This window comes from Armatimonadota bacterium (assembly GCA_031460175.1).
GTDB classification, from domain to species: domain Bacteria; phylum Sysuimicrobiota; class Sysuimicrobiia; order Sysuimicrobiales; family Sysuimicrobiaceae; genus Sysuimicrobium; species Sysuimicrobium tengchongense.
This window is the reverse complement of record JAVKGW010000002.1, coordinates 371,920-395,673: the sequence shown is the minus strand read 5'-3', so window position 1 is coordinate 395,673 and position 23,754 is coordinate 371,920. Positions and strand designations below refer to the sequence as shown.

At 71.2% G+C, this 23,754-nt stretch carries 21 protein-coding genes, 1 tRNA gene and 1 other RNA gene; all 23 read left to right on the top strand.

All coding sequences use genetic code 11. The features are described 5' to 3' along the window. Positions 1–6 precede the first annotated feature (6 nt). The 23 genes from QN206_04650 (at position 7) to ftsA (ending at position 23,740) form a co-directional block, all read left to right on the top strand. A complete protein-coding gene (locus tag QN206_04650; GenBank protein MDR7614093.1) occupies positions 7–1,269 on the top strand; it encodes an FtsW/RodA/SpoVE family cell cycle protein in 1,263 nt (420 codons plus the stop codon). Then, complete coding sequence (locus tag QN206_04645) at positions 1,266–2,666, top strand: penicillin-binding transpeptidase domain-containing protein (protein MDR7614092.1); 1,401 nt, start codon at positions 1,266–1,268, stop codon at positions 2,664–2,666. Before QN206_04650 ends, QN206_04645 begins: the two co-directional genes overlap by 4 nt. Beyond that, positions 2,666–4,639: a PASTA domain-containing protein gene (locus QN206_04640; GenBank protein ID MDR7614091.1), complete on the top strand. Its 1,974-nt coding sequence runs from the start codon at positions 2,666–2,668 to the stop codon at positions 4,637–4,639. Before QN206_04645 ends, QN206_04640 begins: the two co-directional genes overlap by 1 nt. 1 nt (position 4,640) lies before the next feature. After that, positions 4,641–5,687: a histone deacetylase gene (locus QN206_04635; GenBank protein ID MDR7614090.1), complete on the top strand. Its 1,047-nt coding sequence runs from the start codon at positions 4,641–4,643 to the stop codon at positions 5,685–5,687. Between the two features lie 86 nt (positions 5,688–5,773). After that, complete coding sequence (locus tag QN206_04630; GenBank protein ID MDR7614089.1) at positions 5,774–6,976, top strand: S1 RNA-binding domain-containing protein; 1,203 nt, start codon at positions 5,774–5,776, stop codon at positions 6,974–6,976. 46 nt (positions 6,977–7,022) lie between these two features. Continuing rightward, positions 7,023–7,100, top strand: a tRNA-Pro gene (locus QN206_04625). A gap of 57 nt (positions 7,101–7,157) precedes the next feature. After that, positions 7,158–7,562, top strand: coding sequence for a ribonuclease HI family protein (locus tag QN206_04620; GenBank protein MDR7614088.1), 405 nt, complete (start codon positions 7,158–7,160; stop codon positions 7,560–7,562). 18 nt (positions 7,563–7,580) lie between these two features. Beyond that, positions 7,581–7,946, top strand: an RNA gene (rnpB, locus tag QN206_04615) — RNase P RNA component class A. 31 nt (positions 7,947–7,977) lie between these two features. Further along, positions 7,978–8,238 (top strand): hypothetical protein, encoded by a 261-nt coding sequence (locus QN206_04610; GenBank protein MDR7614087.1) that lies wholly within the window; start codon positions 7,978–7,980, stop codon positions 8,236–8,238. Positions 8,239–8,380: 142 nt separating this feature from the next. Then, positions 8,381–8,803: a division/cell wall cluster transcriptional repressor MraZ gene (mraZ, locus tag QN206_04605; protein ID MDR7614086.1), complete on the top strand. Its 423-nt coding sequence runs from the start codon at positions 8,381–8,383 to the stop codon at positions 8,801–8,803. 153 nt (positions 8,804–8,956) lie between these two features. After that, positions 8,957–9,835, top strand: coding sequence for a 16S rRNA (cytosine(1402)-N(4))-methyltransferase RsmH (gene rsmH, locus QN206_04600; protein MDR7614085.1), 879 nt, complete (start codon positions 8,957–8,959; stop codon positions 9,833–9,835). After that, positions 9,832–10,266, top strand: coding sequence for a hypothetical protein (locus tag QN206_04595; GenBank protein ID MDR7614084.1), 435 nt, complete (start codon positions 9,832–9,834; stop codon positions 10,264–10,266). The genes rsmH and QN206_04595 overlap by 4 nt, the downstream gene beginning before the upstream one ends. Beyond that, entirely contained in the window at positions 10,263–12,008 is a 1,746-nt protein-coding gene (locus QN206_04590; protein ID MDR7614083.1) for a penicillin-binding transpeptidase domain-containing protein, read from the top strand. The genes QN206_04595 and QN206_04590 overlap by 4 nt, the downstream gene beginning before the upstream one ends. A 42-nt stretch (positions 12,009–12,050) precedes the next feature. Then, positions 12,051–13,511 carry a UDP-N-acetylmuramoyl-L-alanyl-D-glutamate--2,6-diaminopimelate ligase gene (locus QN206_04585; GenBank protein ID MDR7614082.1) on the top strand — a complete coding sequence of 487 codons (1,461 nt, stop codon included), beginning with the start codon at positions 12,051–12,053 and terminating at the stop codon, positions 13,509–13,511. Further along, the gene (murF, locus tag QN206_04580; GenBank protein MDR7614081.1) at positions 13,498–14,883 is read left to right on the top strand and encodes a UDP-N-acetylmuramoyl-tripeptide--D-alanyl-D-alanine ligase; all 1,386 of its coding nucleotides are present in this window, start codon (positions 13,498–13,500) and stop codon (positions 14,881–14,883) included. Before QN206_04585 ends, murF begins: the two co-directional genes overlap by 14 nt. Further along, positions 14,865–15,815: a phospho-N-acetylmuramoyl-pentapeptide-transferase gene (gene mraY / locus QN206_04575; protein MDR7614080.1), complete on the top strand. Its 951-nt coding sequence runs from the start codon at positions 14,865–14,867 to the stop codon at positions 15,813–15,815. The genes murF and mraY overlap by 19 nt, the downstream gene beginning before the upstream one ends. A 10-nt stretch (positions 15,816–15,825) precedes the next feature. After that, the gene (gene murD, locus QN206_04570) at positions 15,826–17,286 is read left to right on the top strand and encodes a UDP-N-acetylmuramoyl-L-alanine--D-glutamate ligase (protein ID MDR7614079.1); all 1,461 of its coding nucleotides are present in this window, start codon (positions 15,826–15,828) and stop codon (positions 17,284–17,286) included. Next, positions 17,283–18,428, top strand: coding sequence for a putative lipid II flippase FtsW (gene ftsW / locus QN206_04565; protein ID MDR7614078.1), 1,146 nt, complete (start codon positions 17,283–17,285; stop codon positions 18,426–18,428). Before murD ends, ftsW begins: the two co-directional genes overlap by 4 nt. 4 nt (positions 18,429–18,432) lie before the next feature. Further along, positions 18,433–19,512 carry an undecaprenyldiphospho-muramoylpentapeptide beta-N-acetylglucosaminyltransferase gene (gene murG / locus QN206_04560; GenBank protein ID MDR7614077.1) on the top strand — a complete coding sequence of 360 codons (1,080 nt, stop codon included), beginning with the start codon at positions 18,433–18,435 and terminating at the stop codon, positions 19,510–19,512. Then, on the top strand, positions 19,509–20,858 hold the full coding sequence (gene murC, locus QN206_04555; GenBank protein MDR7614076.1) for a UDP-N-acetylmuramate--L-alanine ligase: 1,350 nt from the start codon (positions 19,509–19,511) through the stop codon (positions 20,856–20,858). The genes murG and murC overlap by 4 nt, the downstream gene beginning before the upstream one ends. Then, positions 20,855–21,757 carry a UDP-N-acetylmuramate dehydrogenase gene (gene murB, locus QN206_04550; GenBank protein ID MDR7614075.1) on the top strand — a complete coding sequence of 301 codons (903 nt, stop codon included), beginning with the start codon at positions 20,855–20,857 and terminating at the stop codon, positions 21,755–21,757. The genes murC and murB overlap by 4 nt, the downstream gene beginning before the upstream one ends. After that, positions 21,757–22,485 carry an FtsQ-type POTRA domain-containing protein gene (locus QN206_04545; protein ID MDR7614074.1) on the top strand — a complete coding sequence of 243 codons (729 nt, stop codon included), beginning with the start codon at positions 21,757–21,759 and terminating at the stop codon, positions 22,483–22,485. Before murB ends, QN206_04545 begins: the two co-directional genes overlap by 1 nt. 28 nt (positions 22,486–22,513) lie before the next feature. Further along, positions 22,514–23,740: a cell division protein FtsA gene (ftsA, locus tag QN206_04540; GenBank protein ID MDR7614073.1), complete on the top strand. Its 1,227-nt coding sequence runs from the start codon at positions 22,514–22,516 to the stop codon at positions 23,738–23,740. Positions 23,741–23,754 lie beyond the last annotated feature (14 nt).

The window sequence follows — 23,754 nt, the reverse complement described above, 5'->3', positions numbered from 1 at the left end:
GGAATCATGGTCCGAACGCGGATGGTGGATCCCGTGCTTTACGGTGCCTCCCTCGCCCTGAGCCTCGGGGGATTCCTGATGGTGTACGCGGTTCGCCACCCCGGGGATTCGCCCGGGCCCGTGGGATACGGCGTCCTCGTGCTCCTCGCCGTTCCCGCCCTCCACGTAGCCCTGGTGCGGAGGGGGTTCCGGGGGGACGGCCTCCTGCTGCCCGTGACCCAGACCCTGGTGGGGTTGGGGCTGGTGGAGCTGTACCGGCTGCAGCCGGGGAGTCTGGTGCGGCAGGCCACGTGGGCTTTGCTTGGGCTCGGGGGGGGTTGGGTCGCCTACTGTGCGGCCCGCGCCGTGGACCGTCTGAGCCGGTACCGCTATCTGTACGCCCTCAGCGCCCTGGTTCTCCTGGTGAGCGCCCTCGTCTTCGGGGTGGAGCGGGGCGGGTCCCGCCAGTGGTTGGACCTCGGGTTTGCGAGCTTCCAGCCCTCGGAAGTGGTGAAGGTATGCCTCGTGCTGTTCCTGGCCAGCTACCTGGCGGAGCACCACCGGCTTCTCGCCCTCCGTCCGCCCCAGGAGGTGGAACGACGGATCCTGTTGCCCGTGGCGGCGGTGCTCGGCGCCAGCCTCCTCATCCTGACGGTGCAGCGGGACCTGGGAGGGGCCCTGCTGTACCTCAGCATCGTCCTCGGCATGGTCTACGTGGGAACCGGGCGGGTGGAGTACGTGGCCGCGGGAGCCCTCGCCTTCGCCGCGGGCGCGGGGGTGTGCGCGGTCCTCTTCCCCCACGTGCGGATCCGGCTGGAGGTCTGGGTGGATCCGTGGCGGGACCTCGCGGGCTCGGGCTACCAGCTGGGGCAGGCCCTGTTCGCCCTGGCGAGCGGGGGGCTTGCGGGAACCGGGCTCGGACTCGGGTATCCCGAGCTCATCCCCGCGGTGCACACGGATCTCGTCTTCGCGGCCATCGGGGAGGAGCTGGGATACGCGGGAGCCCTGGGCGTGATCCTGCTCTATATGATCCTCGTGGTCCGGGGGTTTCGGATCGCCCTGCGGGCGAGGCGGGCCTTCTCCCGGCTGCTGGCCGCGGGCGTGAGCCTCGTGCTCGCGGCCCAGACCCTCCTCATCCTCGGAGGGTCCCTGCGCCTGGTCCCCCTCACGGGGATCCCGATGCCCTTCGTGAGCTACGGGGGATCCGCGATGGTGAGCAACTTCGTGCTCCTGGGCCTGCTGATGGGGATCTCGCATCACGAGGAGGTCCCGCACGGGAGGAGAACGTGACGGGACGCATCCGCAGGCTGGCGGGCTTCCTGCTGGCCCTCTTCGTCCTCCAGGCCCTCGGGGCCGCATACTGGCAGGTGTGGATGGGCCCGCGGCTCGCCCAGGATCCCCGGAACCCCCGGCTCCTGCTGGCAGAGGAGCGGGTAGAGCGGGGAGCTCTTCTGGACCGCAACCTCCTGCCGCTTGCCCGCACCCGCATGGAGGCCCGGCGGGCGGTCCGGGAGTACCCTACGGGTTCCCTCTTCGCGCACCTGGTGGGGTACCGGCACCCCCGCCTGGGAAAGGCCGGGCTGGAGGCGGCCTTGGACGGGATCCTGCTGGGAGCCGCGGAGCGCACGCCGTGGGAGGAGTGGCGGGATCGGGCCCTGGGGCGGAGGCCGAGGGGCTTCGACGTGGTCCTCACGGTGGATCAGGAGATCCAGAAAGCCGCCGCGCAGGTCCTGGAAGGCCGGAGGGGTGCGGTGGTGGTCCTGGATCCCCGGGACGGTGCGCTCCTGGCGATGGCGAGTGCCCCCTCCTTCGATCCCAACCAGCTGGAGCGGGACTGGGCCGTTCTGCGTCGGGATCCCACCAGCCCTCTCCTGAACCGGGCCACGCACGGACTGTACCCGCCCGGCTCCACCTTCAAGGTGGTCACCATGGCCGCGGCCCTGAGCCGCAAGGCCGCGAAACCGGATACGCGCTTCTTCTGCCCGGGATTCGTCCTGGTGCGGGGCCGTCCCATCCTGGACTTCGGAGGGCAGGCCCACGGACCCATCACCCTCCGGGAGGCGCTGGTGTGGAGCTGCAACGTGGTCTTCGTGCACGTGGGCCTCCGGGTGGGAGGAGCGAGCCTGCGGGAGTTCGCCGCGGCGTTCGGACTGGGGACCTCCCCGGATTTTGAGCTCCCCAGCGAAGCGGGCCACCTTCCGGATCCCGAGGAGGTGGCAGGGGATGGCGTGGCGCAGCTGAGCTTCGGACAGGGAAGCCTGCTCGTCACCCCCTTGCAGATGGCCCTTCTCACCGCGGTGGTGGCGCGGGGGGGCGTGCGGCTCAGGCCGTACGTGGTGGCCCAGGTGCGCGCGGGAGACGGGCAGGTGGTGGAGCGATACCGGCCGAAGCCCGGCGAGCGGATCCTCGTGGAGGAGGTGGCAGGTTCCCTCCGCGATACCATGGTGGAGGTGGTGGCACGGGGCACCGGACGCGCGGCTGCCCTTCCCGGCGTGGCGGTGGCGGGGAAGACGGGGACCGCCACGGCTCCCGGGGGTGCGCCCCACGCGTGGTTCATCGGGTTCGCACCCGCCGAGCGGCCCCGGGTGGTGGTGGCGGTGGTGGTGGAGCGCGGCGGCACGGGAGGACAGGTAGCGGCGCCCATGGCCCGGGAGGTCCTCCGGCGGGCTCTGGAACGGGTGCGGTGATGGCGGTGACCATCGGGACGGTCCTGGGAGGGAAGTACGAGCTGCTGGAGCCCGTGGGGCAGGGGGGGATGGCCACGGTTTTCCGGGCCCGTCGTCGAGAAGACGGTGCGGTGGTGGCGGTGAAGGTTCTCCACGAGCATCACGCCCACGACCGGGAGTTCGTGGAGCGCTTCCAGCGGGAGGCCCGGGCCGCCTCGCAGCTGCGGCACCCCAACATCGTCCCCGTGCTGGAGAGCGGCAGCGATCGCGGCGTGCACTTCATCGTGATGGAGTTCGTGGAGGGAACGGATCTCAAGACCCTCCTGAGGCGCCGGGGACGCTTGCGGGAAGAGGAGGCGGTGCGCATCGCCGTGGAGGTATGCAAAGCCCTCGCTTACGCGCACAGGCAGGGCATCGTGCACCGGGACATAAAGCCCCAGAACATCCTCGTGACCCCGGACGGGGCCGTGAAGGTCACGGATTTCGGGATCGCCCGCGCCGCCACCAGCGCCACCATCACGGAGACCGGTACCGTGCTCGGCTCCGTGCACTATCTCGCACCCGAGCAGGCCCTCGGCAACCCTGTGGGGCCGAGCGCGGACCTGTACGCCCTCGGCGTGGTCCTGTACGAACTGCTCACGGGCCGGCTTCCCTTCGATGGGGAGTCCCCCATCACCGTCGCCCTGCGGCACGTGCACGACCCACCCCCTCCCCCCCGAAGCGTGAATCCCCAGATCTCCCCGCGCTTGGAGGGCATCGTGCTCCGGGCCCTCGCGAAGTCTCCCCTCCACCGGTACCCGTCCGCGGAGGAGTTCTGTGCGGACCTCGAGGGTCGGACGGACTCCTGGCGGGAGTTGCCCACGGTGGTCGTCCGCGGGCGGGAGATGTCGCGGACCCCTCCCCGGCGGAGGGATCCGAGGCGGGGGGTCTCTCCCGTGGGCGTGGCGGGGCTCCTGCTCCTCGTGGCCATCGGGGCCGCGGTCGCGGCCTGGCGGGCGGTGAACGAGTACTTCACCGTGGCGGAAGTGGTGGTCCCGGACCTGCGGGGAAAGCCCATAGAGCAGGCCCAGGCCATCCTCGCGAGTGCGGGCCTGAGATTAGAGGTGCTGCGCCGGGAGTACCACGATCGCTATCCGGTCAACACCGTGGTGGACCAGGTGCCGCCTCCCGGGATGCGGGTCCGGGAAGGGCGGGTGGTCCAGGTGGTGGTGAGCCAGGGACCGGAGATGGTGCAGGTTCCGGACGTGACGAACCGGCCCCTCCACGAGGCCCGGATCCTCCTCACCCAGGCGCGCTTGCGCCTGGGTGAGGTGCGGGAAGCCTACCACGACCGCCTCCCGAGCGGGGTGGTCATCGCCCAGGAACCGGCTGCTCAGACCCGGGTCCCGCGTTCGAGCACGGTGAGTCTGGTGGTGAGCAAGGGGCCGGAGCTCCTCGAGGTCCCGGACCTGGTGGGACTTACCCTGGACGAGGCCCGGGCAAGACTCGCACCGCTGGGCCTTCCCCTGGAACGGGTACGGTATGCTCCCCGCGAGGACGCGCCGCCGGGAACCGTGGTGGAGCAGGTTCCGCCTCCGGGAGCCAGGGTGCGCCGGGGGGAGGGGATCACGGTCCTCATCGCCACCGCGCCCCCACCCACCCCCGAACCCCCTCCGCTCCCCTCCCCGAGCCCTCCAGCCCCTTCCCCCATCCCGGGGGAGCCCACGCCTCCGGAGAGCACGCCGGAGCCGGGCGGGGCGATTCCCTCCGCCGAGGTGGCGGTGGAGCCTGGCCGGGAGGCAGGAGAGACCCGACGGGTACGGGTCGTGGTGCACCTGCCTCCGGGAGATCCGCAGGAGGTGCGGATCGTGGCCGTGGACCAGCGGGGCGTGCGGGAGGTGTACCGGGGACGGCACCGGGCAAGGGAACGGCTGACGCGGTGGCTGGAGGTCTATGGGTACGCCATCGTCCAGGTGTACCTGGACGGCCGCTTCGTGCGGGAGTTCCGGCCCTAGCATGCGCTTCTTGCTGGTGACGCACCCGGACTGCCGGCGGCACAGAAATCCGCCGGGGCACCCGGAGCGGCCCGAGCGGTTGGCGGCCGTCGAGCAGGTGCTGCAGCGCACGGACCTGTGGGAACGGCTCCCGCGCGAGGAACCTGAGCTCCTGGATCCCGAGGCCCTGCTCGCGGTGCACAGCCGGGCCTTGGTGGAGCGGATCCAGGACCTGGATCGGTCGGGCGGAGGGCAGCTGGATCCGGATACCTACGTCTCCTCGGGATCCTGGGCCGCGCTGCGGGCGGCCGCGGGAGCCGCGGTGCACGCCGCGGAGGCCGTTGCCACGGGCCGCGTGCACCGGGCCTTCGCCCTCCTCCGGCCGCCGGGCCACCACGCCACCCCGACCCGCGCCATGGGCTTCTGCCTCGTCAACCACGTGGCCCTGGCCGCGCGGCTCGTGATGGATCGGCAGGCCGTGGAGCGGGTGATGATCGTGGACTGGGACGTGCACCACGGCAACGGAACCCAGGAGATCTTCTACCGGGACGGAAAAGTCCTCGTGATCTCCCTGCACCAGGAGTTCTGGTATCCGGGGACGGGCCAGGTGGAGGAGGTGGGGGCAGGCGAGGGTGAGGGATTCACGGTGAACGTGCCCCTTCCTCCGGGCACGGGCGAGGGAGGATACCGGACGGTGTTCGAGGAGATCGTGCTCCCCTTGGGGGACGCGTTCCGTCCCCAGCTGGTACTCGTCTCTGCGGGCTTCGATGCCCACCAGGCAGATCCTCTAGGGCGCATGGCGCTCACGAGTGCCGGGTTCGGGAACCTCTGCGGGATGTTGGTGGAGGGTGCCCGGCGGTGGTGCGAAGGCCGCGTGGCGGGCATTCTGGAGGGCGGCTACGATCCGCAGGCCCTGGGCTGGTCCGTGGCCCACACCCTCTCCGTGCTGGCCGGCGAACCTCTGGAGTCGGCTCCCGCCGAGACGCCTCCCCGGGAGTGCCCGTACGGCACCATCCAGGCCCGGGTCCGGGGCGTGCGGGCGGTGCTGCGGCACTACTGGGCCATCTGAGGGAGCGGCCCCCTGCGCTTGCCTGTGGGGAGAATAGACAGGTATAATGACTTGCTGCGTGTGACATCGAGAGGATGGGGCGGCCCATGGCGGAGGAGACTCGGACGGAGCGTTCAGATGAGGTCACCATGGAGGGCGCGGTTCCCCGGGTGGAGGCGCACTCCATCGTGCGGGGCACGGTGGTGCGCATCGACAACGAAGGGGTGCTCGTGGACATCGGAGCGAAGTCCGAAGGGCTCATCCCGCCCCGGGAGCTCCGGGAGGAGGACACCGCGCAGCTCCAGGTGGGAGCGGAGATTGACGTCTACGTGATGAAGGTGGAGCAGGAGGAGGGGAACATCCTCCTGAGCAAACGGAGAGCGGACGCGTTGCTGGCATGGGATCGGGTGGAGAGCGCCTTCCGGGAGGGCCAGATCCTCCACGCCATGGTGGTGGATCGGGTCAAGGGCGGTCTGGTGGTGGACATCGGACTGAGGGGGTTCGTGCCGGGCTCGCACGTGGACCTCTCCCAGGTGAAGGGGCGTCGGTTCGAGAACCTGGTGGGGGAGAGCATCCCGCTGAAGGTCATCGAGGTGGATCGGGAGCGCAACCGGGTCATCCTCTCCCACCGGCAGGCGGTGGAGGAGGAGCGGGCGCGGTTGCGGGAGGAGCTGTTCCGCACCCTCCGGGAAGGGGATGAGCGGGACGGCGTGGTCCGCCGGATCGTAGACTTCGGAGCCTTCGTGGACATCGGCGGGGTCGATGCGCTCCTGCCCATCAGCGAGATCTCCTGGACCTACATCAAGCATCCCTCCGAGGTGCTCCGCCGGGGGCAGCACATCCGGGTCCGGGTGATCAAGGTGGACCCGCAGACCGGGAAGATCAGCCTGAGCCTCAAGCAGGTGCTGCCGGATCCCTGGACGGAGGTTCCGCACCGCTACCGGGTCGGGGAAGTGGTGCGCGGGAAGGTGGTCCGTCTGGCACCCTCCGGTGCCTTCGTGCGGCTGGGGGACGTGGACGGGTTTTTGCCCGCGAGCGAGGTGGCGGAGCGGCGGGTGTCGAAGCTGGAGGAGGTGCTGCAGCCCGGTCAGCAGGTCGAGGCCGTCATCATCGAGCTGCGGCCTGAGCAGCGGCGGATGGTGCTGAGCGTGCGGCGGCTGGCGCGGGAGCGGGAGCGCCAGCAGCTGGCGGAGTACCAGCAGACGCAGGTCCACGCGGGCCGCGTGACCATCGGGGATGTGGCCGGGGATCTGCTGCGCCAGGCGCTGCAGGGAGGGAAGGAGTCCGGCGAGGAGCCGGGTTCGTCCTGAAAGACACGGGAACCTTCCTGCGTTGCATGGGTCGAGACAGAAGCGTCGGGGCGTGGCGCAGCTTGGTGAGCGCGCAGCGTTCGGGACGCTGAGGTCGGCGGTTCAAATCCGCCCGCCCCGACCAGGAATCGGTCCTTTCCGGGCAGGCCGGGAACCCTGAAAGAAGAAGGTGGGGGATCCGGTGAAGGCCATCGTTCGGGCGGACGGGGCCTCCCGGGGGAATCCCGGCCCCGCGGCCATCGGCGTGGTGGTCGAGACCCCACAGGGGCAGGTTCTCCGGGAGATCTCGGAGCAGATCGGGGAAGCCACGAACAACGTGGCGGAGTACCGGGCTGTGCTCCGAGGACTCGAGGTGGCCGCGGAGCTGGGTGCCACGCGGGTGGAAATCCGGGTGGACAGCGAGCTGGTGGCGCGGCAGCTACGGGGGCAGTATCGGGTGCGCAGTCCCCAGCTGCGGCCCCTGTACGAGGAGGCGCGGAGGAAATTGGGGGAGTTCCGGGAAGCGGTGATCCGGACGGTCCGGCGGGAAGAGAACACCCGGGCGGACGAGCTCGCGAACCGGGCCCTGGATGCCCATCCGTTATAATGGAGTGTGGAAACCAGGAGAGGCGGCCGGGCGGCCGCCCTCCGACCGAGGAGGGAGGAAAGTCCGGGCTCCACAGGGCAGGGTGGTGGGTAACACCCACCGGGGGTGACCCCAGGGAAAGTGCCACAGAAACATACCGCCTCCTGCCGGCTTCGGAGCCGGCGGGGGGTAAGGGTGCAAAGGTGCGGTAAGAGCGCACCGGCGGCGTGGTGACACGCCGGCCAGGCAAACCCCACCCGGAGCAAGGCCAGGTAGGGGGAGAGGAGGTGGCCCGCTGATCCCCGGGTAGGCCGCTTGAGGCCTCCGGCAACGGAGGTCCCAGAGAGATGGCCGCCCCGCCGCCCGTGCGGCGGACAGAACCCGGCTTATAGGCCGCCTCTCCTGGTCGATATCGAACGGTGTCGGGGCGGAATCCATGGATTGCCCGTACTGCGGAAGCCCGAACGTGGTCCCCAACGTGACCATCCGGTGGAGCCAGGTGCGCGGGGTGTTCGTCCCCCGGCGGGGGGCCTACTGCACCTCCTGTGGGAAGGCGTTCGAGGGAAGAGGACCCGGAGAACTCGCCCTGCGTAGCGTGCTCATCGACCGCATCACGCCTGCCATCCAGAGCCTCCAGGAGAGCGGGGACCTCATCGTGATCCGGCACCGCAACGGGACCCTCGAACTGGTCTACTGAGCTGCGAAAGGCTGTTCTCTTCACTTTCTGAAAACTTTCTTCGAGAATCTTCGTGCACCCAGCAGGAATCGGGGGATGGGTCGAGAATTGGTGGGGAACGGTGGGGAATGGTGGGGAGAAGCTGCCACCGGGTACTGGGGGCATGTTCAAGGGTGAGTTCCACTATGTGCTGGACGAGAAGGGTCGTCTCGTCATCCCCCCCAGGTTCCGGCGGGCCCTGGGGGATCGGTTCGTGGTCACCCGGGGGTTCGACGGGTGCGTGGTGGTCTACCCGGAGGAGCAGTGGCAGGTGGTGGAGGAGAAGTTGCGGGCGCAGCCCATCGCGAACCGCCAGTTCGTCCGGTACCTGCTGGGAAGCGCGGTGGACGTGGAGCTGGACCGACAGGGCCGGTTCGTCCTTCCTGCGCCCCTGCGGGAGCACGCGGGGATCCAGCGGGAGGTGGTGGTGGTGGGCCTCATCCATAAGTTGGAGATCTGGAGCAAGGAGCGTTGGCAGCAGTATCTCGCCCAGACGGAGCAGGACGAGGCGAAGCTGCTGGAGGCCATGCGCGAGATGGTTCTGTGAAGTGAGGGATGCGCGGAGACCGGGACCCGGTCGAGCACTCGACGAGCCTTGATCGCAGCGACGACGCCGTACCCCTCGCAGCCCCCCTCTGCCCGATGCTCCGCAGACTCCCCTAGACGCGGCGGCACCGGGTCCCGCTCCCCGCGCATCCCCATGGTCTCCCTCCACGTCCCCGTCCTCCTGCAGGAGGTCCTCACCTGGCTGGATCCCAGGCCCGGAGGCCTCTACGTGGACGCCACCGTGGGCACGGGAGGACACGCGGAGGCCATCCTGGAGCGCATCCTCCCCGGAGGAAGGCTCGTGGGGCTGGACCTGGATCCAGAGGCCCTCGCGGTGGCCCGAAGGCGCCTGGAGCGGTTCGGAGATGCCGTGCAACTCGTGCAGGCCAACTTCGCGGATCTCCAGCACGTCCTCCGGACTCTCGGGATCGCACGGGTGCAGGGGGTGCTCATGGATCTGGGGGTTTCTGGACTGCAGCTCGCAACACCCCATCGGGGCTTCAGTTTCCGACTCGCGGGCCCTCTGGACATGCGCATGGATCCCGCCTCTCCCGTCACCGCCGCGGATCTCGTGAACCGCCTGTCCGAGAAGGAGCTGGCGGACCTCCTCCGGCGGTACGGGGAAGAGCCCTTCGCCGCCCGCATCGCCCGGGAGATCGTCCGGCGCCGGCCGCTTTCCACCACCCAGGAGCTGCGGGAAGCGGTCCTCCGCGCGGTCCCCAGGAGGGCGTGGCCCCGGAGGGTGGACGTGGCCACCCGCACCTTCCAGGCCCTGCGCATTGCGGTGAACCGCGAGCTGGAGGCCCTGGAGCAGGCGCTCCCCCAGGCGGTGGAGGTGTTGGGTCTGGGCGGTCGGCTGGTGGTCATCAGCTTCCACTCCCTGGAGGATCGCATCGTCAAGCACGCGCTCCGGAGCGCAAAGCCCCTGCGGGTGCTCACGCCCAAGCCCATCCGTCCCTCCCCGGAGGAGGTGCGGGCCAATCCCCATGCCCGGAGTGCCCGACTGCGGGCCGCGGAGAGGATCGAGCCATGACCGTGCCCCTCGCCCGCTCCCTTCCCGATCCTCCTCCTTCCCGCCGGCTCCGGGAAAGACACGTCTCCCCACTGGGACGAGCGCTGTGGACCGCGGTCCTGCTCGCGTTCCTCCTGGTGGTCAACGTTTGGCTGGAGACGATGGCCGCCCAGCGCGGGGAGCGGCTGCGGGTCCTGCGCGGGGAGGTGGACCGCCTTCAACAGGAACAGGCCCGGCTGCGGGCGCAGGTGGCGGCCCTGCGCGCTCCGGAACGCATCGAGCGGCTGAGCCGGGGCCTGGGGCTGACCCCGCCCACGGAGGCCCAGCGCGCCGTGGTGGTGGTTCCTCCGCCCCCGGAGCCCGCGCCCGCCGCGGTGGACCGCCGCCCGTGGTGGGTGCAGCTGGTGGTGCAGCTTTGGGAAGACCTGGCCCTCGCCCACGAGGGTCGGTGATCCGGAGGCGCTCGGCCTCCTCCCCGCTCCGGGCGCGCATCCGAGTCCTCTTTTTCGGCTGGACGCTCCTCTTCCTCCTCGTCACGGCCCGGGTGGCGTACTGGCAGGTTGCTCGGTCCGAGGCCATGCGGGACCTGGCCGTCCGCCAGCGGACAGACCTTCTGGTGCTTCCCGCCTCCCGGGGCCGGATCTACGACCGGAACGGCCGGGAGCTCGCCACGAACGTGCCCGTGGAGAGCGTCTATGCGGTTCCCCGGAACATCCGGGACCCGCAGGCCTTCGCGCGCCGGGTCGCGGCGGTGCTCCATGTGCCGCCGGAGCAGATCCAGGAACGGCTCGTGCCCGACCGGTACTTCGTATGGATCGCCCGCCACCTTCCCTCCCAGGTGGTCCAGCGGCTGCGGGCGCTGGGACTGGAGGGCCAGCTCGGGTTCGAGCGGGAGGAGAGGCGCGCTTACCCCCTCGGTCCTCTCGCCGCGCAGGTGTTGGGGTTTACGGGCATCGACAACCAGGGGCTGTGGGGGTTGGAAGCCCGCTACGACGCGATGCTGCGGGGGACCCCGGGCCGGGCGGTGCGCGTGCGGGATGCCCTGGGCCGGGAGATCCTGGAGGGTCGGCAGGTGCGGATCGCCCCCCGGAACGGCGCGGACCTCTTCCTCACCCTGGACGCGGTGATCCAGCACCTCGCGGAGCGAGAGATGCTGGAGGCGGTCCAGGCCTATAGGGCCCGGGCAGGCGTGGCGATGGTGATGGACGTGCGGACCGGGGAACTGCTGGCGGTCGCCAACGTTCCCCGGTTCGATCCGAACCGGTACGCGCAGGTTCCTCCCGAAGTCTGGCGCAACCGGGCGGTGGCGGAGGTGTACGAGCCCGGGAGCACCTTCAAACTCGTGGTGATGGGCGCGGCCCTAGAGGCCGGTGTCGTGCGTTCCGAGACCACCTTCTATTGCCCCGGGTTCCTCCGGGTGCCGGGCGGTCATCGCATCCGAGAGGCCCAGGGCGAGGCCCACGGGGAGGTGCGGCCCGCGGACATCCTGCGCCTCTCCTGCAACGTGGGCGCTGCCCTCACCGCGGCGCGGTTGGGACCGGATCGCCTTTACCAGGCCATCCTCCGGTTCGGGTTCGGGCAGCCCACGGGCGTGGAGCTGCCGGGGGAAGCCGCGGGGATCGTCCGCTCCCCCGCGGAGTGGACGGGCCCGGACCTGTATACCCTGAGTTTCGGGCAGGGCATCGCGGTGACCCCCTTGCAGCTCCTCCGGGCCGTGGCCGCCATCGGCAACGGAGGTCTGCTGGTGCGCCCTACCCTGGTCTCCTTCCTCCGGAGCCCAGATGGGCAGGTGCTGGAGTCTCCCCGGGCCTCCGCCTCAGCCCGCGTGCTCAGCCCGCGGATTGCCCGAGCGCTGCTGGAGATGATGGTGCGGGCGGTCGTGGACGGCACGGGCAGGGCCGCGGCCATCGAGGGGTATACGGTGGCGGGCAAGACGGGAACCGCGCAGAAGCCGGATCCCCGGGGCGGGTATCTTCCCGGGAAGTACGTGGCCTCCTTCGTGGGGATCGTTCCCGCCACCAGCCCGCGGCTTGCCATCCTGGTGCTGCTGGACGAACCCCGGGGAGCGTACTACGGCGGGGTGGTGGCGGCTCCCGTGTTCCGGCGGATCGCCTCCCAGGTGCTGTGGCACCTGCGCATCCCGCCGGACGGAGGACCCGTGGTCCCGGAAAGCGGCCCGGACCTCCGGGACTGAAGGGCGTATAATCGCGAACGGACACCACCCGCCGAGGTGCGCATGCGGCTAAAGGAACTCCTGCGCATCCTCCCCGCGTACACGCTCCTGGGCGGGGCGGACGGAGAGATCCGCGGGATCTCCTGTGACTCCCGCACGGTGCAGCCCGGGGAGCTGTTCTGCGCCGTCCCCGGCCGGCACCACGACGGCCATGCGTTCGCCCCCGAGGCCGTGGCCCGGGGCGCGGTGGCGGTGTTGGTGGAGCGGCCGGTGGGCGTCCGGGTGCCGCAGGTCGTGGTCCCCTCCGTGCGGCAGGCCTTGGGGCCGCTTGCCTCCGCCTTCTACGGCCGTCCCTCCCACCACCTGCAGGTGATCGGGGTCACCGGCACGAACGGCAAGGGAACCGTCACCTACCTCCTGCGGGCGGTACTGGAGGCAGGAGGGTGGCCGTGTGGGGTCATCGGGAGCCTCGGCGCGGTGGTGGGCTCGGAGGTGCTGCCCCTTTCCCTCACCACCCCGGAGGCCCCGGAGCTCCATGCCCTGCTCCACCGGATGGTGAGAAGCGGCCTGCGGTTCGCGGCCGTGGAGGTGGCTTCCCATGCCCTCGCGCAGGAGCGGGTGGGCGGGGTGCGGTTTGCGGCCGCGGCCTTCACCAACCTCACCCCCGACCACCTGGACTTCCACGGCACCCTGGAGGCCTACCGGGACGCGAAGGCCCTGCTCTTCGAACGGGTGGAACCGGACGGCGTCTGCGTGATTAACCGCGAGGATCCAGCAGGTGCCTACATGGCGGCCCGGAGTCGTGCGCCGGTTCTGACGTACGGTTTCGGGCCGGAGGCCCACGTGCGGGCGGAGGCGGTGGCGCTGGATCCGGGAGGAGCGACCTTCACCGTGCGCACGCCCCGAGGACGCGCGCGGTTCCGATCTCCCCTGTGCGGGACCTTCAACGTCCTCAACGCCCTGTGCGCCATCGCCCTGGGCGAGCACTTCGGCGTACCGCTCGATGCCATGGCGGACGCGTTGCGGCAGTTTCCCGGCCTTCCGGGCCGGTTCGAGCGCGTTGACGAAGGGCAGGACTTCGAGGTGGTCGTGGACTACGCCCACACCCCCGATGCGCTGCGGGCAGTGCTCGAGACCGCGCGCGCGCTCACGCGCGGCCGGGTGATCGTGGTGTTCGGGTGTGGCGGAGACCGGGATCCCACCAAGCGGCCCGTGATGGGCCGCATCGCCTCGGAGCGGGCGGACGTCGTGGTCCTCACCTCCGACAACCCCCGGACCGAGGATCCCTTACGCATCCTCGAGCAGATCCTGGCCGGCGTGGTGGACGGTGCGCGCTGCCTCGTAGAGCCCGATCGCCGGGTCGCCATCCGACAGGCCATCGCGGAAGCGAGATCCGGGGACGTGGTGCTCATCTGCGGGAAGGGGCATGAAGCCTACCAGATCGTGGGCACCGAGCGGATCCCCTTCGATGACCGGGAGGAGGCGCGGAAAGCCCTGCGGGGGCGCGGGTATGGCGGGCGGTGAGGGGTTGCTCACCTTGGCGGAGGTGGCCTCCGCGACAGCGGGGGTGGTCCTGGGGGATCCACGGGTCGACATCTGCAGCATCGCGGTGCACAGCGATGCCGTGCGACCCGGCGGGCTCTTCGTGGCCCTGCGGGGTCCCCGGAGGGACGGCCACGACTTCGTGCAGGCGGCCGCGGCGCGGGGTGCCGCGGCGGCCCTGGTCTCCCGACCTGTGGAGGCAGGCATTCCGCTCGTCCTCGTGCCGGACACCATCCAGGCGCTGCTGCCCCTCGCGGCCCTGTGGCGATCCCGGTTCGCGGTGCAGGCCGTGGGGGTCACGGGAAGTGCGGGGAAGACCACCACCACACAGCTCATCGGGGCGGTGCTCGCCTCTACCTACCCGGTGCACGTCTCCGCGCCGGAGTGGAACGCGGAGCTGGGCGTTCCTCTCACCCTGTTCGGCCTGGAGGCGACGCACCGGTTCGTGGTGGTGGAGCTCGCCATGCGGGGTCTGGGACAGATCCGGGAACTGTGCATGGCGGTGCGTCCGGAGATCGGGGTCGTGACGAACGTGGGACACGCGCATCTGGAGCTGTTGGGCTCTGTGGAGAACATCGCCCGGGCGAAGGCGGAGCTGGTGGAGGCCTTGCCCGCGCACGGGTGGGCGGTGCTCCACGCGGACGATCCCAGGGTGCGTGCCATGGGCCGCAAGACAAGGGCCCAGGTGGTGTTCTACGGGATCGAGGAGGGAGAGGTGCGGGCGGAGGACATCGAGGTGGAAGCGCACGGGGTGCGGTTCGTCCTCCGTACGCCCCACGGCCGCTTCCGGACGGGTCTTCCCCTTCCCGGCCGCCACCTGGTCTTGAACGCCCTTGCGGCCGCGGCCGTGGGATGGGTGTGCGGGGTGCCCTTGGAGGCCGTGGGGGAGATCCTGGTACGGTTCCGGCCGCCCCGGATGCGGCTGGAGGTCCAGCAGACCGCCCGTGGGGTCCTCCTCGTCAACGACGCGTACAACGCCAGCCCGGAGTCCCTTCGGGCCGCGTTCGAGACCGTGCGGGTCCTCCGGCGTGGCCGCCGGCTGGTGGCGGTGCTGGGGGAGATGCGGGAGCTGGGGCCGGCGCGGGAGGCCGCGCACCTGGAGGCGGGGCGGTGGTGCGCCGCGGAGGGGGTGGACCTGCTCGTGGCCGTGGGGGAAGGCGGAGGGCTCATCGCCCGGGGCGCGCGGGAGGCGGGGATGCCCCAGGAGCGCGTGGTGCTGGTGGCGGATGCGGAGGAGGCGGCCCGATATGCGGCGGAGCGGGTCGAGCCCGGAGACCTGGTGCTCGTCAAGGCCTCCCGGGCCGTGGGGCTGGAGCGGGTGGCGGAGGCCCTGGGATGGAACGGGTCGTTCTGAGCACCGCCTTGGGAGGGTTCGTGGTGCTTGTGGCGGGCCGGTTCGTGATCCCGTGGCTGCGGAGCTGGGCCGTTCAGCCCATCAGCGAGGACGCGCCGCCCCGCCACCGATCGAAGTCCGGTACGCCCACCCTGGGCGGCCTCGTGCTCATCGCCGCCGTGCTGGTGGCCACCGCGGCGGCTGCGGAGTGGACGCCCTCGGTCAGACTCGCGATCCTCGCCCTCTGCGGGTACGGGGCCATCGGGTTTTGGGACGACTACCGCAGCGTGCGACGGAAGAGAAATCTGGGGCTGCGGGCCCGGGAAAAGCTCGCGCTCCAGCTCCCGCTCGGCGCCCTGCTGGGTTGGATCGCGGCCCGCCTGAGCCCGCAGGGAACGGCCCTCCACGTGCCGTTTTTCGGGACGTGGGAGCTGGGGTGGGCCTACCCGCTCTTTGCCGCGGTGTACGTGACGGGATTCGTGAACGCCTTAAACCTCACGGACGGGCTCGACGGCCTTGCGGCCGGGACCGCGGCCACGGCGTTTTTGAGCTACGTCGTCATCGCCCTTCGCACGGACCAGGCGCCGCTCGCGCCCTTCGCCGGCGCCGTGGCGGGCGCATGTCTGGGCTTCCTGTGGTACAACGCCCATCCCGCCCAGGTGATGATGGGCGACGTGGGCTCCCAGGCCCTGGGCGGGGCCCTCGCGGCTCTCGCGCTGGGGACCAAGACGGAGCTCGTGCTGGTGGTGGTGGGCGCGGTGTTCGTGGCGGAGGCCCTCTCCGTGATCCTGCAGGTGGGGTACTTCAAGGCCACTCGGGGGCGCCGCATCTTCCGCAGTTCCCCCCTCCACCACCACTTCGAGCTCCTGGGGTGGTCGGAGCCGCAGATCGTGACCCGGTTCTACGTGCTCGCGGCCCTCGCGGCGCTGGGAGGGCTGGGGCTGGCCCTGTAGGAGGCCTGAGATGCCGGATCTTCTCGCTTCCCTGCGCGGACGCCGCATCCACGTGCTGGGCCTGAGCGGGACCGAGGGGTCTGCGGTGGCGGATTACCTCCTCGCGCACGGCGTAGACACCTTCACCGTCCACGATCTCTCGACCCCAGACACCTTCCCCGAGGTCTTCCGCCGCACTCACCTCTGGATGTCCCCGGAGGAGCAGGAGGCCGCCATCCGGCGGTGGCTTGAGGGCCCCGTTCCCATCCGGTGGCGGGACCGGTACCTGGAGGGGATCGAGGCGGCGGAGGTGGTGTTTTTGCCGCAGGCGTGGTTCCGCTACCCGGAGAACGAGCCCCTCCAGCGCTTGCCCGTGCAGGTGGAGCGACACAGCATGACCCGGCTCGCGCTGCAGCTCTGCCCGTGCCCGGTGGTGGGCGTGACGGGCACGAACGGCAAGTTCACCGTGGGCACCCTCCTCTACCGGATGCTTACCGCGGACGGCCGGCGCGCCCACTTCAGCGGCAACGACCGCACCCACGTCCCCCTGCTCAATCTCCTGGATCGGCTGGATCCCGCGGATTGGGTGGTCCTGGAGATCAGCAACCGGCAGCTGCTGCAGCTGGACCGCAGCCCGCGGGTGGCGGTCCTCACGAACCTTGCCCCCCACCACCTGGACGACCACGGATCCTTCGAGGCCTACGTGGCCTGCAAGGCCACCATCTTCCGGTACCAGACCCCAGCGGACGTGGCCGTCCTGGACGTGGACGATCCCGTGTGCGCCTCGCTCCTCTCGGGCATCCGGGCACGCTTGGTGCCCTTCGCCATCGCGAGCCCTCTCCCCCCGAAGCTTGGCGCGGGCGCGTGGGTGGCGGACGGGTGGATCGTGGCCTTCGGAGAGCGGGTCCTGCCCGTGGCAGACCTCCCGGTCCCCGGAGAGCACATGGTCCGCAACGCCCTCGCGGCCTGCGCGGCGGCAGGTGCCCTCGGGGTCAGGCCGCAGGCCATGGCGCAGGTGTTACGGACATTTGAGGGGCTGCCCCACCGGCTCGCGCCGGTGGGGGAGTACCAGGGGGTGCAGTTCATCGAGGACTCCCTCGCCACAAACCCCGCGGCGGCCGCGGCCGCGATCCGGGCCATGCGGCGACCCTTCGTGCTCATCGCGGGCGGGAGGCGTCCGGGCGCAGTCCCGGAGGACTTCGCGCCCATGCGGGAGGCCCTGCGGGTCTCTCCCGTGCGGGCCATTTACCTCATCGGTGAGTGCGCGGAGGCCATGCGTTCCGCCTTCCGTGACCTCCCCGCGGAGGTGCTGGAGGTGGGGACCTTGCCGCGGGCCGTGCGGCGGGCGGTGCAGCTCCTGCGTCCGGGGGAAGCCGTGCTCCTCTCCCCGGGCTGTGAGTCCTTCGACCAGTTCCGGGACTACCGGGAGCGGGCGGAGGTCTTCTGTGCCCTGGTGCGCGCCCTTGAGGGGCCAGCGGGGAGGACCTCATGAGCGTCCAGGTCCGCGGCCGTCCGGATCCCCTGCTGTTCGGAGCGGTGGTGGCCCTGTGCCTGGGCGGTTTGGTGGTGATCTACAGCGCGAGCAGCGTGGCGGCCCTGGAGACGTACGGAGACGCCGCCTACTTCCTCAAGCGGCAGCTGGTGTGGGTGGGGCTGGGCGGCGTGGGCCTGGCCGCGGCTTCCCGGATCCACTACCGCACGTGGCGGCGCCTGGTCCCGTGGTTGCTCCTGTTGTCCGTGGCGTCCCTGGGGGCGGTGCTGATTCCCGGCGTGGGCGTGCTGGTGAACGGCGCCCGGCGGTGGGTGGATCTGGGGCCCGTGACCGTGCAGCCGGTGGAGGGGGCGAAGCTCGCCCTCGTCCTGTACCTGGCGCACTTCCTCGCGGGCCGGGGACCCGTCCTCCGCGACCCATGGCGGGGGCTTGCTCCCCCGCTCCTGGTCCTCGGTCTCCTGGGGGGGCTCGTGATGCGCCAGCCCGACATGGGGAGCGCCGTGGTGCTGGGCACCATCACCCTGAGCCTGCTGTTCGCCGCCGGCGTCCGGGCGCGCCACCTCGGCGCGGTTCTCGCGACGGGGGGACTGTTGGCCCTCTGGCTGGCCCTCTCCGAGCCGTACCGCCGGGATCGGTTGCTGGCCTTCTTGGATCCCTGGCGGGATCCCCAGGGCATCGGCTTCCACGTGGTGCAGTCCCTCATCGCCATCGGTTCCGGGGGGATCTGGGGGGTGGGGATCGGGCGGAGCACCCAGAAGTTCTTCTACCTCCCGGAGCGCCACACGGACTTCGTGTTCAGCATCCTCGCGGAGGAACTGGGACTCGTGGGCGTGGCCGGCCTCGTGGCCCTGTACTTCCTGCTCCTCCTCCGGATCCGGCGCCTCGCCCTGTATGCGCCGGACCGATACGGGGCCCTGCTGGCCACGGGCGTGGGGAGCTGGATCGCTTCCCAGGTCGTGCTCAACATCGGCGCGGTCTCCGGAGCCTTGCCCGTGGTGGGCGTACCGTTGCCCTACCTGAGCTTCGGAGGTTCATCCCTGTTCGCACTGCTGGTGGCGTGCGGCATCTGCCTCAACCTCTCCCGATACGTCCGGGAGCTCGCCCGGACCGAGAAAGCCCCGGATCGGGGGTGGGCGGCGTGAGGCCATGCGGGTGATCCTCACGGGCGGAGGGACCGGCGGACACGTGTACCCGCTCTTAGCGCTCGCGGAGACGTTGAGGGAGCAACAGGTGGAGCTCCTTTACTGTGGGACCCCCGGCGGGCTAGAGGCCCGCTTGGTGCCCCAAAGGGGGCTGAGGTTCTGCCCCGTACCCAGCGGCGGGGTGGTCGGTAAGGGGGTGAGGGAGGGCGCCCGAGGTCTCGCCCGGGCGGCGCGGGGCGTGGCGGAGGGCGCGCGGATCCTGCGGCGGTTCCGACCGGACGTGGTGGTGAGCACGGGCGGGTATGCGGGCTACCCCGTAAGCCAGGCGGCCCTGCTGCTGCGGATTCCCCTGGTCTTCCTGGAGCCCAACGCGAGACCGGGGGTAGTGACCCGGTTCCTGGGGCGGTTCGCCCGGGCGGTCTGCGTGGGCATGCCCGATACCCTGGCGGAGTTCGGGGGCCGAGGTGTGTGGACGGGGACGCCGCTTCGGGCTTCCCTGTGGCGGGGGGATCGGGGGCGGGCAGCGGACCGGTTCGGGTTGGATCCGCGTCGAACCACCATCCTCGCGTTCGGGGGAAGCCAGGGCTCCGCGGCCATCAACCGGGCGATCGGGCAGGCGGTGCGGTACCTGGAAGATCGGTCGGATCTGCAGGTGCTGCACCAAACCGGCCCCCGGCGGGCAGGCGTGACGGGACCCCCGGGCGGCGGTGCGCTTCGCTACGTTCAGGTGGACTACATCGAGGAGATGGGCGACGCCTACGCGGTCGCAGATCTGGTGGTGGCCCGGGCCGGGGCCGGGACCTGTGCGGAGATCACGGCGCTGGGGCTCCCCGCGGTGCTGGTGCCTCTTGGAGCCGCCTCCGGCCACCAGGCGGAGAACGCCCGGGTCCTGGAACGGGCCGGGGCCGCGGTGGTGATCCCGGAGGAGGCCCTGGACGGCGCGCGGCTCGCCCGCGTCCTCACGGAACTCCTGGCGGAGCCGGGACGGCTTGCGCGGATGCGGGAGGCGGCCCGAAGCCTCAGCCGGCCCGACGCCGCGGAGGCGGTCTGGCACGTGGTGCGGGAGGCGGGGAGGAGGCGGTGATCCACTTCGTGGGGATCGGCGGGGCGGGGATGTGCGCCCTCGCGGAGGTCCTCCTCGGAGAGGGAAGGGCTCTGAGCGGATGCGACCTTCGGTGGAGCCGGGCCACGGAACGGCTGGCGGCGCTTGGGGTCCGGGTGCAGCTGGGCCACGATCCCGCCCACCTGGAGGGGTGTGACCTCGTGGTGGTCTCCCGCGCGGTCCCCCCTGTGGAGGAGGAGATCGTGCGGGCAGGACGTCTGGGGATCCCCGTTTGGCCCCGGGCCCGGATGCTCGCGGAGCTGCTGCGCACCCGGTTCTCCCTCGGAGTCGCGGGAACGCACGGGAAAACCACCACCACGGCCCTCACCGCTACCGCCCTCGCGGCCGCGGGCTATGATCCGTGCGCCCTCGTGGGAGCCGAGGTGCGGGAGTTCGGGGGACATGCCCGGGTGGGTAGGGGGCCCGTGGTGGCGGAGGTGGACGAGAGCGACGGGTCCGTGGGGGAGGTGGAGGTCGACGCCGCGGTGGTCACCAGCATGGACCTCTCGGACCACGCGGACCACTACCGGACCTGGTCCCGGCTCCGGCAGACCTTCGCCTCCTTCATCCGGGCCGTCCCCGCGGGAGGGGTTGTGGTCCTGTGCGCGGAGGTCCCGGAGGTGGCGGCGCTTAAGGCGGTGAGCCGGGCGCGGGTGATCCGGTACGGGTTCGAGGTCGGGGAGGTCCGGGCCCGGATCCTCGGCCGGGAGGGCTTGCAGACCACCTTCGCGGTCATCGTGGAAGGCCGGGAGCGGGGAGAGGTTCGGCTTCCCATGCCCGGGGCGCACAACGTGCTGAACGCCACCGCGGCCCTTGCCGCAGGTCTCGGTCTAGGGGCGCCCCTCGAGCCCATGATGCAGGCCCTGGAACGCTTCCGGGGCATTTCCCGGCGGTTCGAGGTGCACTGTCCGGATCCCCTGGTGGTGGATGACTACGCGCACAACCCCGTGAAGGTGCGGGCGTTCCTGCGGGCCCTGCGGGAGGTGAAGCCGGACGCCCGCATCCTCGCGGTGTTCCAGCCCCACCGGTACTCCCGGACCGCCACCACCCACGCCCAGTTCGCCCGGGCCTTCGATGACGCGGACGAGGTGGTGGTGACCGAAATCTATCCCGCAGACGAGCCCCCCATCCCCGGGGTGAGCGCCCACCTCATCGTGCGGGCGGTCCAGCCTCACCGCCCGGTGGTGTGGATCCCGGATCTGGAAGGCGTGGTGGAGTACGTCCGGAACCGGTTGCGCTCCGGGGACGTCCTCGCCACCATGGGCGCAGGGGACGTGTGGAAGGTGGCCCGGTGGGTGGCGGAATGCCTGCGCGGAGGGGAGGGGTGACGGAGGCCCTGTTGCGGGACCTCCGGGCGGTCTGCCGGGACGTGCGGGTGGGGGAGCCCCTCAGCCGCCACGTCTCCTTCCGCATCGGAGGACCCGCGGACGTCCTCCTCCTGCCCCGCGGACAGGAGGAGCTGCGGGAGGTCCTGCGCTTCCTGTTCGGCCGGGGCGAGCGGTTCGTGGTGTTGGGGCGCGGTTCCAACGTGCTGGTCTCCGATCGGGGGGTACGGGGCGTGGTGGTGAAGGTGGGGCGGGGCCTCCATCGGGTTCGGTGGGATGGCATGGAGGCGGTGGCGGAGGCCGGGGTAGGACTTCCAAGCCTCGCCCACCAGGCCGCCCGTCGGGGACTCGGGGGCCTGGAGTTCGCCGCGGGGATTCCGGGGTCCGTGGGGGGCGCGGTGGTGATGAACGCGGGGGCCCACGGCCAATGCGTGGCGGAAGTGGTGGAGGCGGTGCGGGTGGTCACCCCGCGGGGCGAGGAGGTGTGGGAGAACGCGGCCCTGGGGTTCGCCTACCGCACCAGCCGGCTGCAACGGGAGACGGCGGTGGTGGTGGAGGCGATCCTTCGGTTGCGGCCGGGGGATCCTGAGGAGATTCGGGCCCGCATGGAGGAGTGGTTGCGGCTCCGGAGCTGCACGCAGCCCGTGGGCCCGCCTTCTTCAGGCTGCATTTTCCGCAATCCGCCGGGGGAGGCCGCGGGAAGGCTCATCGAGCTCGCGGGCTGCAAGGGCCTGCGGGTAGGCGGGGTGCGGGTCTCCACCCTGCACGCGAATTACATCCTCAACGAGGGTGGAGGCCGGGCCCTCGACGTCCTCCGCCTGGTGGAGACGGTGCGGGACCGGGTGCGGCGCACGTTCGGGGTGGAGCTGGAACTGGAGGTCCAGCTGGTGGGGGAGTTCTGATGACGCGGTGGGTGCGGGGGTTGCGCTTCGGCGCGGTGATGTGTACCATCGCCGCGCTCTTCTCCTTCCCGCACTCGTCCGTCTTCGCCGTCCGCACCGTTGTCGTGTCGGGCAACCGGGCCCTCCCGGAATCCGAGGTCCTCCACTGGGCCCGACTGCGTACGGGGATTCCCCTGGCCCGCATCCGAGAAGAGGAGGTGACCGCGCACCTCCTGCGGCATCCCCGCATCCGCACGGCCCGGGTGGAGTTCCGGTGGCCGCACACGGTCGTGCTCCACATCGCGGAGCGGATCCCCGTCCTCCACGTGGTGGTGGGGGATCGGGTCCTGGTGGTGGACGAGGAAGGGGTGGTGCTGGACGGGCGCGGGGAGGACCTGCTTCCCCTCCTCGTGGAGTTCCGGGTTCCTCCTACCCCGCTCGGCGCGCGACTTGCCTCTCCTCGGCTGCAGGAGGCGGTGCGGGCCCTCGCCGCGCTTCCCGAGGAGGGACGCCATCAGCTCTTCCTCGCGCGCCTGGATCCGGAAGGGAGCCTGCACGTGAAGCTGCGGTCCGGCCCCTGGGTGCAGGTGCGGCTGGAGGACGATCTCCGGACGCGCCTGAGGACGGCGGAGGCGGTGGTGCGGGCCCTGGAACGGGAGGGGATCTCCGTGGAGTCCGTGGACCTCCGGTTCGGGGACCGGGCCATCGTGCGGCCCCGAGGGAGGACTCCCATGGCTCCCGTGGAATAGGGCAACCACCCCGGATGGGAGGAAGGCGGTGGCAAGATCGAGCCCGCTGGTGGGTCTGGACATCGGAACCACGAAGGTCTGTGCTGTGGTGGCCCAGGCGGAGGCAGGGGACCGACTCCAGCTCTTGGGGGTGGGAACCGCCCCCTCCGCAGGCCTCCGGCGGGGCGTGGTGGCGGACCTCCGCGCGGCCACGGAGGCGGTGGAGCGGGCGGTGGAGCGGGCGGAGAAGGCCGCAGGCCGCGAGATCCGGTCCGTGTACGTGGCGGTCTCCGGAGACCACGTGACGGGCCAGAACACCCGGGGCGTGGTGGCCGTGAGCTCTCCCGATCGGGAGATCTCCTCCGCGGACGTGGCCCGGGCTCTCGAGGCCGCCCGCATGAGCGCGGTCCCCGCCGCGGATCGCGAAGTGCTCCACGTACTGCCCCGGCACTTCGTGGTGGACGGGACGGATGGCGTGCGCAACCCCGTGGGGATGTACGGGGTGCGGTTGGAGGTGGAGGCCCACGTGGTGACCGGGGCCAGCACCCAGGTGGCGAACCTCGTGAAGTGCGTGGAACAGGCGGGCCTGGAAGTGGAGGGACTGGTGCTCGGGGTTCTGGCCTCCGCGGAGGCGGTGCTCTCCGGGGCGGAGCGGGAACTCGGGGTGGCGGTGTGCGAGGTGGGGGGTGGGATCACGAGCCTGGGCATCTTCCAGGGCGGGGCCCTCTGCCACACCGCGGTGGTCCCCGTGGCCGGCCAGCACATCACCAACGACCTCGCGGTGGGCCTGCGCACCTCCGTGGAGGAAGCGGAGCGGATCAAGCTCCGCTCCGGAGCCGCCGCGGCCCGCATGGCCGCGGAGGGAGAGTTCCTGGAGGTGGCGGAGATCGGGGCGCAGACCCCGAAGGTCATCCCGCGGCGGGTGGTGTGCGAGATCATCGAGGCCCGGGTGGAGGAGCTGCTGGACTTGGTCCGCGCGCAGTTGGAGCGGTGGGGGTCCGTGGCCCAATTGCCTGCGGGGGTGGTCCTCACGGGGGGCAGCACGCTCCTGCCCGGTCTCGTGGAGCTGGCCTCCGAGCGCTGGGGGCTTCCCGTGCGGGTGGGGCATCCCCGGGGACTCCTGGGGCCCACGGCCGCGGTGAGCGGACCGGCATACGCCACCGCGATCGGCCTGCTGCTCTACGCCCACCATCAGGCGGTGGAGCGGGCGCGGGGGCGGGATGGTGCGGCCCGGGGAATCTGGCAGCGGCTGCGCACCTGGCTTGTGGGAGAATAGCCAAGAGGAGGGGG